Consider the following 14,518-nt stretch of genomic DNA (forward strand, 5'->3'; position numbering starts at 1 on the left):
ATGAAGTTAAATGACACACAGCTCAGTCAGGTGGACGCTCAGATAAAAAGACTTGTAAAGACTGACAGCTATTATGGTAAGAAGTACAGAGAGCTTGGTATAACAGATGTGACAAGTCAGGAGGCATTTGAGGAGCTTCCGTTTTCAAGCAAGGATGACCTGAGAAATGCTTACCCGCTGGGAATACAGGCTGTTCCGGATGAGGAAGTGGTACGTATCCATTCATCTTCAGGAACAACAGGAAAGCCGGTCATCATACCTTACACAGCAAAGGATGTCGATGATTGGGCAATCATGTTCGCAAGATGCTACGAGACAGCCGGAGTGACAAAGAAAGACCGAGTACATATCACACCGGGATATGGTCTGTGGACAGCCGGAATAGGATTTCAGGCAGGCGCGGAGAAGCTTGGTGCCATGGTAATTCCTATGGGCCCTGGAAATACTGACAAACAGTTACAGATGATGATCGATCTTGAAAGTACAGTTCTCACAGCAACATCATCATACGCACTTCTTCTTGCCGAAGAGATAGATAAGAGAGGGCTTAAGGATAAGATACATTTGAAGAAGGGCGTATTTGGCTCAGAACGCTGGAGTGAGAAGAAGAGAGAGTATATAAAAGAGAAGCTTGGAATAGAGCTGTATGATATATATGGACTTACAGAGATCTATGGACCTGGTATCGGAATAAGCTGCGATGCCCAGAATGGAATGCACTATTGGGATGATTATGTTTATATAGAGATAATAGATCCGAAGACCGGAAAGACTCTCCCTGACGGAGAGGAGGGAGAGATAGTTATCACTACTCTGGTTAAGGAGGGTGCTCCGCTCATCCGTTTCAGGACACACGATATATCAAGGATCATTCCGGGTGAGTGTCCATGCGGAAGAAAGCATCCTAGACTGGATATCATCAAGGGCAGAAGTGATGATATGTTCAAGGTACACGGCGTAAATATGTTCCCAAGTCAGGTTGAGGAGCTGCTTGCACTTGTGGATGGAGTCCCAAGTGAGTACACCATAAATATAGCCCATGACGAGCCTGCCAATAAGGATATCATGCTGGTTACAGTTGAGGCCGAGGGACGTGTAGATTTTGAGCAGACAGGACGTCAGATCAGAGATCTGTTCAAGTCAAGGATCGGAGTTACACCGAAGATTACTGTTGTCCCTGTTGGAACGCTGCCTAGAAGTGAGAAGAAGACACAGCGTGTCATCGACCATCGTGAGCAGTAGGTGACGGACGGTGAGCATTTGATGACGGACGCAGCAGTGTTATCATATATCAAATCAGAGTCGCTTTCGCTTGACTTCGGCGCGTAGCGGCACATAAGGCTCCAAGGTCGGTCGCCAAGTGCCGACGGCCTCGTATTCTCTGATTTTGATATTATGACAACGCTTGCTGCTGAGTTCGACAACAAAATAGTGTGCTCACCTGTCTATGGAGAGGATATTTATTATATTAGATACCTGTAATGTAGTTGTATGAGACTAGAAGAATATGTATTGACATATTTATATTTTAGAAGGGGTAGGAGTAATTAATTATGAATTCAACTGATATAATTTCCTATATAGTTGCGTTTTTACTTGGGGTGGTGCTTTTCACACTGGCGAATGAGATCATACTCAAGCTGCCGAACAATGAGAATATCTTCAAGGGGAAACCGAAGAGTTTTGAGAAGTTTTCTCCGAGATGCCTGTTCATACAGATACTTGGTGGAGTGTTCGGAGTGCTGATGGTGTGGCAGTTTGATGTGAGCCTTGAGGCGGTCACGGTATTCCTGTTCTTTGCACTGCTGACTATCATCACATTCATAGACGCGGACACCATGGAGATACCATTTGTGCTGAATGTATGCATACTGGTGCTTGGAGTTATATCCATATTCACAAGAGGAGGCTTTTCTCTGACGGGTGGTGATCTCTCACTTGTGAGCAGACTCATAGGAATGATATGTGTGAGCCTTCCGCTGTTCCTGATAGTGCTGGTCATTCCGGATGGCTTTGGCGGCGGAGATATCAAGCTCATGTTTGCCGCGGGATTCTTCCTTGGATGGAAGGCTACTGTCATAGCATTCTTTATCGGACTCATCATTGGTGGATGTCAGGGTGTGGTACTTCTTGCAAGGCGTAAGAAGGGCAAGGACGATCATTTTGCATTTGGCCCGGCGCTCAGTGTGGGACTGATGATCGCCACATTTGTGGGATCTCAGGTGATGAACAGCTATATCAATATGATCAAGGCATCATTCTATGCGTAGATAATATTTGTTGACACATACAGAACGAATGTTCTGTGATTATGGCGGAGGTGTTATAATGTTTGAAAAATTGATTGATTATATATTTAGTTTGCATGGTGTTAAATTTCAAGATGCAACTCAGAAAATTTTTGAGTATGTGAATGGTATGGCGGATGATGAATTTATAGGAATAGTGAGGGAAATAGGAATCATACCTGAATGTATTGAGTACTCATCCACAGAAGAAAAACTATATTCAAAAAGTTCGGATATAGTTCTTGCTAGATGTTTTAAGATGTTAGGCCTTAATTCAAAAGCATTGGGTGAGAGAGGAAATAGTGCAGATGTATTGGCAGAAAGTATAAGCGGTTATAATTATAGCTTGGTTGCTGATGCCAAATGTTTTAGGCTAAGTAGAACTGCTAAAAATCAAAAAGATTTTAAAATTAGTAATTTGAGTGATTGGAGAGGTTCTGAAAATGAATATGCTGTATTAGTTGCCCCTTATTTTCAGTATCCTAAAAAGGAAAGTCAAATATATTCTAAAGCATTAATGGATAATGTATGTTTATTGTCATGGGAACATATTTATATTATGTTAAAATATAATGTTAAGGAAGATACTTCATTTACTTTGGAATCAATATGGGATGCTTCAAAAATGATTTATAGGAATGATAGTAAATCATTGGGTGATGCTAAAAATTCTCTTATGCCAAAGATGGATGCATATATAGCAAAAAAAATAGGGATAGATACAAATGAAATGAACATAGAAATAAATAAATGCAAGGAAGAAATACTGAAAAGAGGTAAATTAGGAACACAGTATTGGAATGATTATATAGATAAAATAAATCAATATGATAGAGAAACGGCAATAATTGAGTTAATTAAGATTGGAAAATTAAACGAAAAAAGAAATGCAATAGAAAAATATGTAAAAAGTCTTATAAAGTAGGTGTTTATATGGGAAAAATAGAGCTAGGAGATTCTACAAAGTTGATAAAGAATGTAGAGTCAGAGTCGGTTCATTTAATTTTATCAGATATACCATATGGAATAAATTTTGAAGAATGGGATGTTATTCACACAAATACTAATAGTGCTCTTTTAGGAACAAGTCCTGCGCAAGAAAAAATAGGCACAGTTTTTAAATCTAGAGGAAAGCCTTTGAATGGGTGGTCTCAGTCTGATAAAAATATTCCTAAAGAATATTATGATTGGTGTTCTAAATGGGCTTCGGATTGGTTAAGAGTGCTAAAACCGGGGGCAAGTTGCTTTATATTTGCAGGTAGGAGAATGGCTCATAGATGTATTTGTGCTATGGAAGATGCAGGATTTATATTTAAAGATATGCTTGCGTGGGAAAAGGATTCGGCTGCGTATAGAGCCCAACGTGTTGAATGTGTTTTTGAGCGTCGTGGAGATACGGAAAACCAAGATAGGTGGAAAGGATGGAAAGTTGGAAACTTGAGACCATTGTTTGAACCCATACTATGGTTTATGAAGCCTTATCCACAGGGCGGAACATTAACGGACAATATCCTTGAATATGGAGTTGGAGGCTTCAATGAAGAGAAATTAAAGGAGCTTACAGATTTGAATGAGGGGTTGGAGGTTTGTTCCAATATTATAAAAGTAAAGACCCAGAGCACAGATAGGGGTTTACATCCGACTCAAAAAGCAGTTAGGTTAATGGAGATTCTTATAGCAATGACGACATTAGAGGGACAAACAGTATTAGACCCTTTTTGTGGCTGCGGAACAACTTTGGTTGCGGCAAAAAAATTGAAGCGCAACTACATTGGGTTTGAGATAAATGAAGAATATTATAATAATATGAAAAAAAGACTATGTGAGGATGTTGATTAAAATAAGGCTTGTAATGGTTACTTTTTAAGGATATACTTACTAATTAAGCACAGTTTAGTGCGTTAAAGTATTGAAAAGAGGGAGTTATAGTTATGCCAATCACAGATTACTTAGAGAGAAATGCCAGAGAATATGGAAATGATGTCGCTCTGGTAGAGATAAATCCTGATGTGCAGGAGACGAGAAGGGTTACATGGAGAGAGTATGAACTCATAGAGTCTAATCCTACATGTCAGTACAGAAGAGAGATAACATGGAGCGTGTTCAACGAGAAGGCAAACAGATTTGCCAATCTTCTGGTGTCACGTGGAATCCAGAAGGGAGACAAGGTAGGTATCCTCATGATGAACTGCCTTGAGTGGCTTCCAATATATTTCGGAGTATTGAAGACAGGAGCCATAGTGGTTCCGTTCAACTTCAGATACGATGCGGAGGAGATCAAATACTGTGTAGAGCTTGCAGATGTTGACGTGCTTGTATTTGGCCCTGAGTTCATCGGACGTATAGAGGCTGTCGTTGACGAGATAGCTGAGAAGAGAATCCTCTTCTATGTGGGCGGCAATTGTCCTACATTTGCAGAGGACTATGACAAGCTGACATCCAACTGCTCAAGTGTATTCGAGAAGAGAGACATCAAGGACAGTGATGATGCGGCTATATATTTCTCATCCGGAACAACAGGATTCCCAAAGGCTATCCTGCACAACCATGAGAGCCTGATGCATGCGGCAAAGGTCGAGAATGTACATCATGGACAGACAAAGGATGATGTGTTCCTGTGTATTCCGCCACTGTACCACACAGGTGCCAAGATGCACTGGTTTGGAAGTCTGATAGTGGGCGGAAAGGCAGTTCTGCTCAAGGGAGTAAGCGCCAAGACTATACTTCAGACGGTAAGCGACGAGAAGTGTACTATAGTATGGCTTCTGGTGCCATGGGCTCAGGATATACTGCTTGCCATAGAGAACGGCGATGTACATCTTGAAGATTATGAGCTGTCACAGTGGAGACTGATGCACATTGGAGCACAGCCGGTACCACAGAGTCTTATAAAGAAATGGAAAGAGATATTCCCTAACCATCAGTACGACACGAACTATGGTCTTTCAGAGTCCATCGGACCGGGCGCTGTACATTTGGGAGTTGAGAACATACATAAGGTCGGAGCTATAGGCGTGCCGGGTTATGGCTGGCAGGCGAAGATCGTGAACGAGGACGGAACAGAGGTCGAGCAGGGCGCAGTCGGCGAGCTTATCCTCAAGGGACCTGGTGTCATGACCTGCTACTACAAGAATCCGAAGGCGACAGAGGAGTGCCTGAAGGACGGCTGGCTGTACACAGGAGATATGGCTATGCAGGACGAAGATGGATTTATTTATCTTGTAGATAGAAAGAAAGATGTTATAATCAGTGGTGGAGAGAATATCTACCCTGTACAGATAGAGAACTTCCTCAGCAAATACGAGAAGATCAAGGACGTTGCGGTCATTGGTATCGCAGATGCCCGTCTCGGAGAGATCACAGCGGCGATCATAGAGGTAAAGGATGGCATGACCTGCACAGAGGAAGAGATCAACGAGTTCTGTAAAGAACTTCCAAGATACAAGAGACCAAGGAAGATCATATTTGAGCACGTTCCGAGAAATGCTACAGGTAAGATAGAAAAGCCACTTCTCCGTAAGATGCACAAGAGTGAGAACCTTGTTGCAGCGGAGAACAACGCATAATATGCAGGATACTTGCCATAATACAGCACAGAAAGGACAAAAAAAGATGAAGACACCATTTATTACAAAGGCAAAGGCAGAGGAGATCATCAGGGAGATCCCTACACCGTTTCACATTTACGATGAAGAAGGAATCAGAGAGAATGCGCGAAAGCTTTATAAGGCGTTTTCATGGAATAAAGGATTCAAGGAGTATTTCGCTGTAAAGGCTACTCCAAACCCAACGATACTCAAGATCCTCAAGGAAGAGGGCTGCGGAACAGACTGTTCATCACTGACAGAGCTTATGATGTCAGATAAGATGGGATTTAAGGGCGATGAGATCATGTTCTCATCCAATGACACTCCTGCCGAAGAATTCGTGCTTGCGAAGAAGCTTAACGCAACCATCAATCTTGACGATTTCACACACATTGATTTCCTGGAGAAGTCAGCAGGAATTCCAGAGAAGATCTGCTGCAGATTCAACCCGGGCGGAAAGTTCTCCATATCAACCACCATCATGGACAACCCTGGTGATGCAAAGTATGGTATGACCAAGGATCAGATCATCGAGGCATACAAGATCCTCAAGGCAAAGGGCGTGAAGAGATTTGGAATGCATGCTTTCCTTGCCAGCAATACAGTGACAAATGAATATTATCCAACACTTGCAAAGATCCTGTTCGAGACAGCAGTTGAGATCAAGGAGAAGACAGGTGTAAAGCTTGACTTCATCAATCTTTCAGGCGGAGTAGGAATCCCATACACACCTGACAAGGAGCCAAATGACATCATGGTCATCGGCGAGGGTGTAAGAAAGGTATACGAGGAGGTTCTCGTACCTGCAGGAATGGGTGATGTTGCTATCTTCACAGAGCTTGGACGTTTCATGCTGGCACCTTATGGACACCTTGTTACAACAGCTATCCATGAGAAGCACACACACAAGGAGTACATCGGCGTAGACGCATGTGCAGTCAACCTCATGAGACCTGCCATGTACGGTGCATACCATCACATCACAGTCCTCGGCAAAGAGAATGAGCCGTGTGATCACAAGTATGATGTGACAGGTTCACTGTGTGAGAACAATGACAAGTTCGCTATAGACAGAATGCTTCCGAAAATCGACATGGGAGATATCCTTGTCATCCACGACACCGGAGCACATGGCTTTGCCATGGGCTACAACTACAACGGCAAGCTGAAGTCAGCAGAGGTTCTGCTCAGACCGGACGGCTCATTCAAACTCATCCGCCGTGCAGAGACACCTGAGGATTACTTCGCAACCATCAAGGATTTCTGGGATGTAGAGCTGTAACAGGCAGATCATAGATAAGCATAGAAAACCGGCAGTATATCAGTTGAAGCTCAACTGTATACTGCCGGTTTTCTAGGTGCATGAGCTGCGTTACACTGTCACCTCGAAGCAAATATAATTCTGTCCGGATATGGTTCGGTTATCCAGACATATCTTTCCCTCATATTCATCCACAAGTTTTTTCATGTTCGGAAGACCATATCCGTGATGCTGTTTGTCGATGGTCTTGGTTGTGTAGCCGTAGGTAAACATATTTCTTCTAAGATCAGAGCTCAACACAGGACCTTTGTTCATGGTACTTATGATGATCTGGTTCTGACTGCTGTCAAGAGACAGGGTGGCAGATCCCGGAGCATCTACAGCCTCCAGAGCATTGTCTATTAATATTCCAAGTATACGTATGATCTCATATTCGGGCATACAGCTTTTCAACGTATGCTGTCTGACTATCACATTCAGAGTCTTTCCGTTCTTTTCAGCATTGATCATCTTGCTATATATAAAACCGGCGACAACAGACAGATTGATGCGAAGCAGCTCAGACTCACGGTATTCAGATACCATATTGTCCGAATAGTTTATCAGGGCATTTTTCAGAGACTCATAATCCCTATAGGTGTATGGAAGCATTCTGACTGCCATCAGATGGTTATCAAAGTCATGCTGTTTGCTTCGCAGATCCTTTATCAGATCAGCCATCATAGGCTGATAGGTTTTAAAGCATTCCAGGTCGTGCTGCTGCTTTCCTATGGTTCGCTGCTGTCCCAGAATGATGATATCCGAGAGAATGACCACAACCGCAAAGCATGATATCACAGGTATATACACCGAGGTGTCGATGGTGCTGAATTTGTACAGCCCAGTCTCAATCATATACACAACGTACAAATGAATAGACAGGAATTTGATAATTCCACTGCCGCCCATGAAGGTTTGGAACACACGGTTCATAGGCGCATATCTGCACAGAGCCACTGAGATCAGAAATGAAAATACAGCACAGGAAATGGACAGGTATATCTCATTGTTCACACCCAGACGTGTCATACCCATGATGATAATGTCCTCAAGAAAAGCCGCATACAGATATTCAAGAATATACGCCATCAATACATAAAAATATCTGGTCTTCATAATATACAACAGCATGAGATAGGACAGCAGGCATAATGTCAGCCATCCAAATGCATTTGGGAAAATTAAGGAAACTGCATTCCCGAGTATAAGGTAAGCAGCCATTCCAATAATTGGGTGGCGCATATCCCGGAATTTTCTTCCGATGAGGGCAGATATAAAAATAACATCCTTCATTGTTTCCAATGTAAAGCATAGGAGATCAATTATAGAATTCGGCATTTCAAATACTCCTTATCATTGCTAAGCCTGTTCAACGTGTTTGTGCGCAGTTGTGGAAGCCTTAAGTCTGTGACCAAACTCTGTGGCATATTTGCGGCCAACCGGTATCCATTGATAGTCCGGTGTGTCAAGCGATACCATGGCGGTAACCTTGTCGTAGGTATCCACATGATGAAGGTTTACGATAAAGCTCTTGTGGCAGCGCGCAAAATACGATGGAAGAGAGTCCGCAAATACAGAGAGTCGTGTTCCTGTGGATATAAATAGTCCGGTGGTTGTGTGGACATGCATGTTTCGCAGCTCGGATTTAATGTATAGTATATTGTCTGGTCTGATCCTGGCAAGTACACCATCTCTGTCGGTAAGCTCTATTGGTTCCTCCCTGATCAGAGAAAGGTTCAGAAGCTTGGAGACAGATTCTATCAGATCCTGCTGTGAGTAGGGCTTGACCAGATAATCGTAGCAGTTGGTCTTGTGGATCGCTCTGGGAGCTTCGTTTACAAGAGCTGTCACGTACAAAATAGGAGTTGTCTGATAACGCGGATTCCTCCGCAATTGTTCTCCCAGCGTTATTCCGTCCTTATCCGGGTCGGCGCCAAGCTGTATATCCAGCAGAAAAAGCTGGATGCTGTGCGAATCTGCCAGAGCCAGAGCATCATCATAACAGGCGGCCTTCAGACATTCTATGTCGGGGAAGCTTTCTTCTATTATTTCTGCCAGACCATTTAATTGTGCCACATTGTCTTCAACTACCAAAGCTCTCATTATAAAAGACTCCTTCCTTCTATGTGTTGTATTTTAAACCATTACTTCAAAACGCACCAGAGTATCATCCAGAAGATAATCGTTTTCCAGATATATTTTTCCATTATATTTAAATACCAGACGCCTGAGATTGTAAAGACCAAGACCGTGCTTCTGACGATCACAGGTCTTGGTGGTATAGCCTGCCGTGAAAAGCTTTGCTCTGATCTCGGGTGTTAGCAGAGGACCTTTGTTCAGAGTGGTGATGATGATTCTGCCGTCCCGGCTATCCAGGTGCAGAGTCATACTATCGTGCTCAGATATGGCCTCCAGTGCATTGTCGATGAGTATTCCCAGAACCCTGACCAGCTCATATTCAGGCATCCGGCTCTCGAGCAGATAGCTGTGAACGACAATATTCAGCTTTTTGTGCGCCTTTTCTGCCTGCTTTTGTTTGCTGTATATAAACCCGGCGATCACGAACATGTTGATTTTTAGAAGCTCGGTGGTTCTGTATTCGGATATAACCTCATCTGAACTGCTGATAAGAGCCTCCTTTAATGAACTGTAGTCGGTGTGTGTATATGGAAGCATTCGAATACCGGTCAATATATTGTCAAAGTCATGCTGCCTTCCCGTGACGTCCTCAATCAGATCATCCATCATAGGCTGATAGACGTTGTAATTTGCCAGATCGTGCTGCTGCTTGCTGATGATCTGTTGCTGGCTGAGGATTACTATGTCGGTGATGAGGACTATCACGGTGAAAAATGAGATGAGGGGGATATATATGATTGTGTTAAATGTGCTGTATTTACGCAGTCCCAGCTCAAGCATGATTATCAGAAAAACATGTATTACAAGGTACTTGGATAAAAATCTGCCATTAATCAACTGAGAGTAGAAGCTATGGAATGGAAGTAGCCTGCATATAGCACAAGCAATAGAAAAAGTAATCAGGGAGCCTGCGATGGAGGAGGCTATCTGATTATTAAAATTCACTCTGTAAAATAACAGAATTATAGAATTTTGAATAAGAAGGATAAAAGTGTGTGATATGACGAAGGCAATTAGAGAATTAAATATAGTCGTATTTAAGATAAAAAGAGTCGTTAAATAGGCTAGTGAACATAAGATGATCCACCCAAGCGCACCTGGAAACAGGGATGAAAAAAAGGTTCCCAAACAAAAGTATAAAATTGCACTTATCACAGGATGTCGCATTTCTTTTATATGTACTCCGGCAATGGATGAGAGCATGATGAGATCATATAAAATTTCAATAATATAACAAAAAGAGTCTACGATATGATGTATCATGGCAACCTCCATAAAGATAATATAACATTATACAAAGACGATTTATACCGCGTCAATTGTCGTTTATGACATGATAGATACCGTTCATGACAAATTAAGCAAAATATATTGCAATCTAAGTAGTTGTATGATAAAAGAAAAGTGGAGGTGGTCAAATAGATAATCTAAACAATAAGCTGGGAATATTATTAACACAGATCCTGCTGGGCAGAAAATACAGAAGCGATGAGGATCGTGATGTAAAAATACAATATTCTATACTGCTTCTTATTGACAAGGTAGAGAAATATTTAATTATTTTGGGCCTCTTTTCAATATTGGGACACGTTGATATAGCAATAATAACAGGATTGACAATAGAACTTACAAGAAATTATCTTGGCGGTATACATATGAAAACATGGTATGGCTGTACAGCGGTGACTGTATTGTTTTATATCGTGGTGTTAGCATGCGGAGAAAATATTATATTGTCAAGCAAACTGCAGAATTCATTGTGGGTATCGGAGATAGTAGTTATAGCATTATTTGCGCCTATACCATCAAAACAGAGACCTAAATATAATCAACATAGAAAAAATATGATAAAGGCTCGTGGTATAGCAGGTGTGCTGATAATTGGAGCGGTGAGTCTTGGGGTGAAATCTTACAATAACTATATTGTATGGATATGGTTGTTGCAGATTATAGAAGTGATGATATTAAAATTATCATCTCTGATAAAAAGAAATAAAAAGGGGGTGACAATGCGTGACGCAGAAGAGGGTTAGAAATATGCTGTCGGACATACTTGAGAATATGGCAGAAGATGTGATTAGACTGACAGGATGTTTCGGTGCATGGGGAGAGATAGAACTCCCAGAGTGTCTCAGGAATATCGATTCACAGAAAGAGACAAAGTAAAATATCCTGAAGAGTTGAGCTTCAGGATATTAGAAATATCAAGACAATCATTTGCTGGAAAAATCTTGATAAACGGATTGTACTATCAGACACAGAAAAGTACAATAGCAAAATTGTTAAAAGTGGCAAAATTGGAGTAAAGACCGCAGATAATTAATTAGGAGGGACAAAAGGTTATGAAGAAGTCAATGAAATCAAAGCTTGCGATGTTCGCTGTTGCAGGAGCGATGGCAGTGTCAGGAGCAGCGGGAATTGCTGCACCTGCTAAGGCTGAGAATGTACATACAAATAATGCAGGTACAGTGGTTACATGCAAAGAATCATATTCTAATACAGATAACGAGCTGTTTACTTTTAGCAACAATAACAGCGGATATGGTTATAGTTCGTACAGACGTAAATATAATAAGACAAAGGTTTATGTATATCCAACAGTAGGACCAAAGCTCAGTTACACAGTAATGGGCTCGCATTCATCAAAAGGGACAAACCCAATAGTAAAATCTGATACGCATATTATTCCGCTTGGAATTGAGGCGAGTATCACAAACATGGTAAACGAGAAAGGCTATGCCTATGCAGGCTTGAGGATGCACAGGACAGTCAAAGCACAGACTGATTCAAAGGGCTGGTGGAGTCCGGATTCCACAAGAAATTACACTATTTATGACTGATTAAAGCAGTGACATAAGACGGATGGCAAAGGCAGAGTTGGGAGGAGTAGAAGTGAAGAAGAAAAGATATCTTGTGATGACAGTGGCAGCAGTGCTGATCATGGCAGCAGTGGCAGCTTCGGCGTATGTGCTCCAGAAAAAACGGGAAACCCCAGAGGACAGAGCGTTAAGGAAGTCGTCTGAGGCGGCATCTGAAGAGACAGACAGCGAAGCTTCGGGAAACAAGACCGGAGAGAAAATAAGTGAAAAAGAAGGTGTGGGTGATAACGTGCTGATGTCAGGAGCGGTGAAGATAGAGCTGCTGTCGGCTGATGTATACACAGGTGACGAGATAACAACAGAGGATAAATATCCGGTTGAATATTTTCGCAGTGAGACTCTGCCGGAGCCTGAGTCGGAGGAGGAGATAACAGACTGGGATGCTCTGTATGAGGAGGCTCCGGGATACAAGGAATTTCAGGAGTCGGCAGGGGATGCGTATACTCCTGAGGAGTGTGAGGAGATAACTGCACAGTATCAGGATGTGATAGATAAGCATACGCAGACTGTGGTAAAGACCAATAAGCTGTATTTTATTAAGTGCAGACTGACGAATACCGGGGATGCGGTTGTGAAGAATGTGTTCCCATACGACATTGTGGAGAGGATTCCCGGTGAGAGTGAGGTTTCGTTCGTAGAAGGAATGGTATACTTTGACAAATCAGTCCACACAGAGGGCGATGACAGAGCCAGTTGGTACTATCTATACAGACTGGAAGGACACGAGACAATGGAATGTACGATTGGACTTGTTGTGCCACAGGAGCCGGAGGATGGCGTGAAATATTATTATGGACAGGTGATCACAGGATATTTTACGTACAATCCGGCGGATCTTCCGGATTTTGTGGATCTGGATGCACTCCCAAAGCCGGAAGCGGATGACAAGCCATGAGGTGGGAATCAGATTTTGTGGAGGTATATGCATGAGGAGAGGTGTTCTGATGGCATTGGGTGTTGTGAGCTTGTGTGCAGTCACCTTGTGGTGCGGAAGAATATTCAGCGTTAACAGGGCGTACAGTGATGACACCAGAGTTGTAGAAGCGGCTGAGAATGTATCGGTGGATGGATTGCTTATAAAATGCAGGGAGACCCGCATATACAGTATAGATGAGTATAAAGCACGTTTTAATGTGGACAGTGTGGATGTGCTGAGCCCGGAGGATCGGTTTATCTGTACACGCCTGAATGTAGATAATACAACTGAAGAACCGATCGATTGGGATACTGTGATGGCGGCGACTGAGTGTGGCTTTGAGTCACAGACATGGTGCAGTTCGGTGAATTTGTATTCTGGCCGGGAACTGAATACGTTTACAAGTAATGATCTGGAGCCCGGAATGAATCAGGATATATGGTATGTGACAAGTCTGGCGCGGGTGTCATTTAGCAGGGATACGTGGGATAACCTGGAGCGGGAGAGCTTCTATTATGTACTCACCCTTGAACCTGATAAGCTGATGATCAGACTGGATATTGAATGAAGTGGTGTTGAGATATGAGAGTATTAAGATTTGAAATGACCAGAGCGTTCAGAAATAAGTGGCTTGCAGTAAGCGTAGCTCTGGGAACGTTGATTGGGCTGGCGGACATATGGCTTAATGTCAGCCAGTATGGATTTAACAGAGGCAGGGCTTTGATCCAGACATGGATCGGGACAGACTATCAGTTTGCATACAACAGCTTGTTTTACGTACTGCTGCCACTGATTGCGTGTTTTCCGTATGCGGGGTCGTGTTATCAGGATCAAAAAACCGGATATGAAAGCAGTATATGTATTAAGACGTCCCGCTTAAGCTATATGATTGCAAAGGAAGCGGCTGTGGCGGCTTCGGGAGCGGCAGCCGTGGCGTGCCCGCTGCTCATAGCCATGTTCATTGCTGCGGGGATATATCCGGATAAAAGACCGGAAAAACTGACATTTTTGTATGCAGGAATTATAGACTGCCACATGTTCCCGAGAATATTTGCAGAGCATCCTGTGTGCTATGCGCTGCTGTTTACGCTGCTCGATGCAGTGTTTGGAGGGATAACAGGTCTTGTGGCTATGTGCTTTGCGAGGTGGTGCGGGAGCAGATTTTCAACGATAATGGCTCCGTTCGCATTGTATGTATTTACCGGTGTGATGTTTGAGGGACGTGGGATTGGAACCTGGTCAGCCATGCAGATGGTCAATCCACTGCAGAATGTGGTTACATACAGGTACCAGATGGTGACGATGTATGCTGCGGTGAGTGCAGCGGCACTCGTTCTTATATACATATGGCACAGAAGAAGGGATATTCTATGAAAGAAGGAAATACAGATAAAAAAGGAATGTATGTG

General features: G+C 42.7%; 15 protein-coding genes. 12 read left to right on the plus strand and 3 right to left on the minus strand.

All coding sequences use genetic code 11. The annotated features are described in order from the left end of the window. From DXD11_RS05565 to DXD11_RS05590, 6 genes are all read left to right on the plus strand, one after another. On the plus strand, positions 1-1,242 hold the full coding sequence (locus tag DXD11_RS05565; RefSeq protein WP_118757946.1) for a phenylacetate--CoA ligase family protein: 1,242 nt from the start codon (positions 1-3) through the stop codon (positions 1,240-1,242). 311 nt (positions 1,243-1,553) lie between these two features. After that, a complete protein-coding gene (locus DXD11_RS05570) occupies positions 1,554-2,270 on the plus strand; it encodes a prepilin peptidase (protein WP_118649480.1) in 717 nt (238 codons plus the stop codon). Between the two features lie 58 nt (positions 2,271-2,328). Further along, entirely contained in the window at positions 2,329-3,213 is an 885-nt protein-coding gene (locus DXD11_RS05575; protein ID WP_158576524.1) for a HindIII family type II restriction endonuclease, read from the plus strand. 8 nt (positions 3,214-3,221) lie between these two features. Continuing rightward, entirely contained in the window at positions 3,222-4,127 is a 906-nt protein-coding gene (locus DXD11_RS05580; protein ID WP_118649478.1) for a DNA-methyltransferase, read from the plus strand. A gap of 92 nt (positions 4,128-4,219) precedes the next feature. After that, positions 4,220-5,854 (plus strand): class I adenylate-forming enzyme family protein, encoded by a 1,635-nt coding sequence (locus DXD11_RS05585; RefSeq protein WP_015534358.1) that lies wholly within the window; start codon positions 4,220-4,222, stop codon positions 5,852-5,854. A 46-nt stretch (positions 5,855-5,900) separates the two neighbouring features. Further along, complete coding sequence (locus DXD11_RS05590) at positions 5,901-7,157, plus strand: diaminopimelate decarboxylase (RefSeq protein WP_117549817.1); 1,257 nt, start codon at positions 5,901-5,903, stop codon at positions 7,155-7,157. A 90-nt stretch (positions 7,158-7,247) separates the two neighbouring features. Here the strand turns inward: DXD11_RS05590 and DXD11_RS05595 are convergent, their stop codons facing one another. The 3 genes from DXD11_RS05595 to DXD11_RS14195 are packed head-to-tail and all read right to left on the minus strand — an operon-like array spanning position 7,248 to position 10,094. Then, on the minus strand, positions 7,248-8,513 hold the full coding sequence (locus DXD11_RS05595) for a sensor histidine kinase (protein WP_118757947.1): 1,266 nt from the start codon (positions 8,511-8,513) through the stop codon (positions 7,248-7,250). Between the two features lie 21 nt (positions 8,514-8,534). Beyond that, positions 8,535-9,278 (minus strand): LytR/AlgR family response regulator transcription factor, encoded by a 744-nt coding sequence (locus DXD11_RS05600; protein WP_022217447.1) that lies wholly within the window; start codon positions 9,276-9,278, stop codon positions 8,535-8,537. A gap of 33 nt (positions 9,279-9,311) precedes the next feature. Beyond that, entirely contained in the window at positions 9,312-10,094 is a 783-nt protein-coding gene (locus DXD11_RS14195; RefSeq protein WP_015534354.1) for a sensor histidine kinase, read from the minus strand. 686 nt (positions 10,095-10,780) lie between these two features. Here DXD11_RS14195 and DXD11_RS05610 point away from each other — a divergent pair. From DXD11_RS05610 to DXD11_RS05630, 6 genes are all read left to right on the plus strand, one after another. Then, positions 10,781-11,347: an accessory gene regulator B family protein gene (locus DXD11_RS05610; protein ID WP_243147829.1), complete on the plus strand. Its 567-nt coding sequence runs from the start codon at positions 10,781-10,783 to the stop codon at positions 11,345-11,347. Beyond that, a complete protein-coding gene (locus tag DXD11_RS14200; RefSeq protein WP_156332998.1) occupies positions 11,328-11,480 on the plus strand; it encodes a hypothetical protein in 153 nt (50 codons plus the stop codon). Before DXD11_RS05610 ends, DXD11_RS14200 begins: the two co-directional genes overlap by 20 nt. 176 nt (positions 11,481-11,656) lie before the next feature. Further along, positions 11,657-12,154 (plus strand): hypothetical protein, encoded by a 498-nt coding sequence (locus DXD11_RS05615; protein WP_015534352.1) that lies wholly within the window; start codon positions 11,657-11,659, stop codon positions 12,152-12,154. A 52-nt stretch (positions 12,155-12,206) separates the two neighbouring features. After that, positions 12,207-13,088, plus strand: a complete 882-nt coding sequence (locus DXD11_RS05620; RefSeq protein WP_238051178.1) for a hypothetical protein — start codon at positions 12,207-12,209, stop codon at positions 13,086-13,088. 31 nt (positions 13,089-13,119) lie between these two features. Beyond that, on the plus strand, positions 13,120-13,677 hold the full coding sequence (locus DXD11_RS05625; protein ID WP_015534350.1) for a hypothetical protein: 558 nt from the start codon (positions 13,120-13,122) through the stop codon (positions 13,675-13,677). A gap of 14 nt (positions 13,678-13,691) precedes the next feature. Further along, entirely contained in the window at positions 13,692-14,483 is a 792-nt protein-coding gene (locus DXD11_RS05630) for a hypothetical protein (RefSeq protein WP_015534349.1), read from the plus strand. Positions 14,484-14,518 lie beyond the last annotated feature (35 nt).

Origin of the sequence: Coprococcus sp. TF11-13 (assembly GCF_003481085.1) — a bacterium.
GTDB classification, from domain to species: Bacteria; Bacillota; Clostridia; order Lachnospirales; family Lachnospiraceae; genus Coprococcus; species Coprococcus aceti.

Bases quoted from the DNA above. Each gene is read 5' to 3' on its own strand.
- DXD11_RS05570 (WP_118649480.1), top strand. From the start codon at position 1,554: ATGAATTCAACTGATATAATTTCCTATATAGTTGCGTTTTTACTTGGG.
- DXD11_RS05575 (WP_158576524.1), top strand. From the start codon at position 2,329: ATGTTTGAAAAATTGATTGATTATATATTTAGTTTGCATGGTGTTAAA.
- DXD11_RS05630 (WP_015534349.1), top strand. From the start codon at position 13,692: ATGAGAGTATTAAGATTTGAAATGACCAGAGCGTTCAGAAATAAGTGG.
- DXD11_RS14195 (WP_015534354.1), bottom strand. From the start codon at position 10,094: ATGCTTGAGCTGGGACTGCGTAAATACAGCACATTTAACACAATCATA.
- DXD11_RS05580 (WP_118649478.1), top strand. From the start codon at position 3,222: ATGGGAAAAATAGAGCTAGGAGATTCTACAAAGTTGATAAAGAATGTA.
- DXD11_RS05625 (WP_015534350.1), top strand. From the start codon at position 13,120: ATGAGGAGAGGTGTTCTGATGGCATTGGGTGTTGTGAGCTTGTGTGCA.
- DXD11_RS05595 (WP_118757947.1), bottom strand. From the start codon at position 8,513: ATGCCGAATTCTATAATTGATCTCCTATGCTTTACATTGGAAACAATG.
- DXD11_RS05600 (WP_022217447.1), bottom strand. From the start codon at position 9,278: ATGAGAGCTTTGGTAGTTGAAGACAATGTGGCACAATTAAATGGTCTG.
- DXD11_RS05615 (WP_015534352.1), top strand. From the start codon at position 11,657: ATGAAGAAGTCAATGAAATCAAAGCTTGCGATGTTCGCTGTTGCAGGA.
- DXD11_RS05565 (WP_118757946.1), top strand. From the start codon at position 1: ATGAAGTTAAATGACACACAGCTCAGTCAGGTGGACGCTCAGATAAAA.
- DXD11_RS05590 (WP_117549817.1), top strand. From the start codon at position 5,901: ATGAAGACACCATTTATTACAAAGGCAAAGGCAGAGGAGATCATCAGG.
- DXD11_RS05585 (WP_015534358.1), top strand. From the start codon at position 4,220: ATGCCAATCACAGATTACTTAGAGAGAAATGCCAGAGAATATGGAAAT.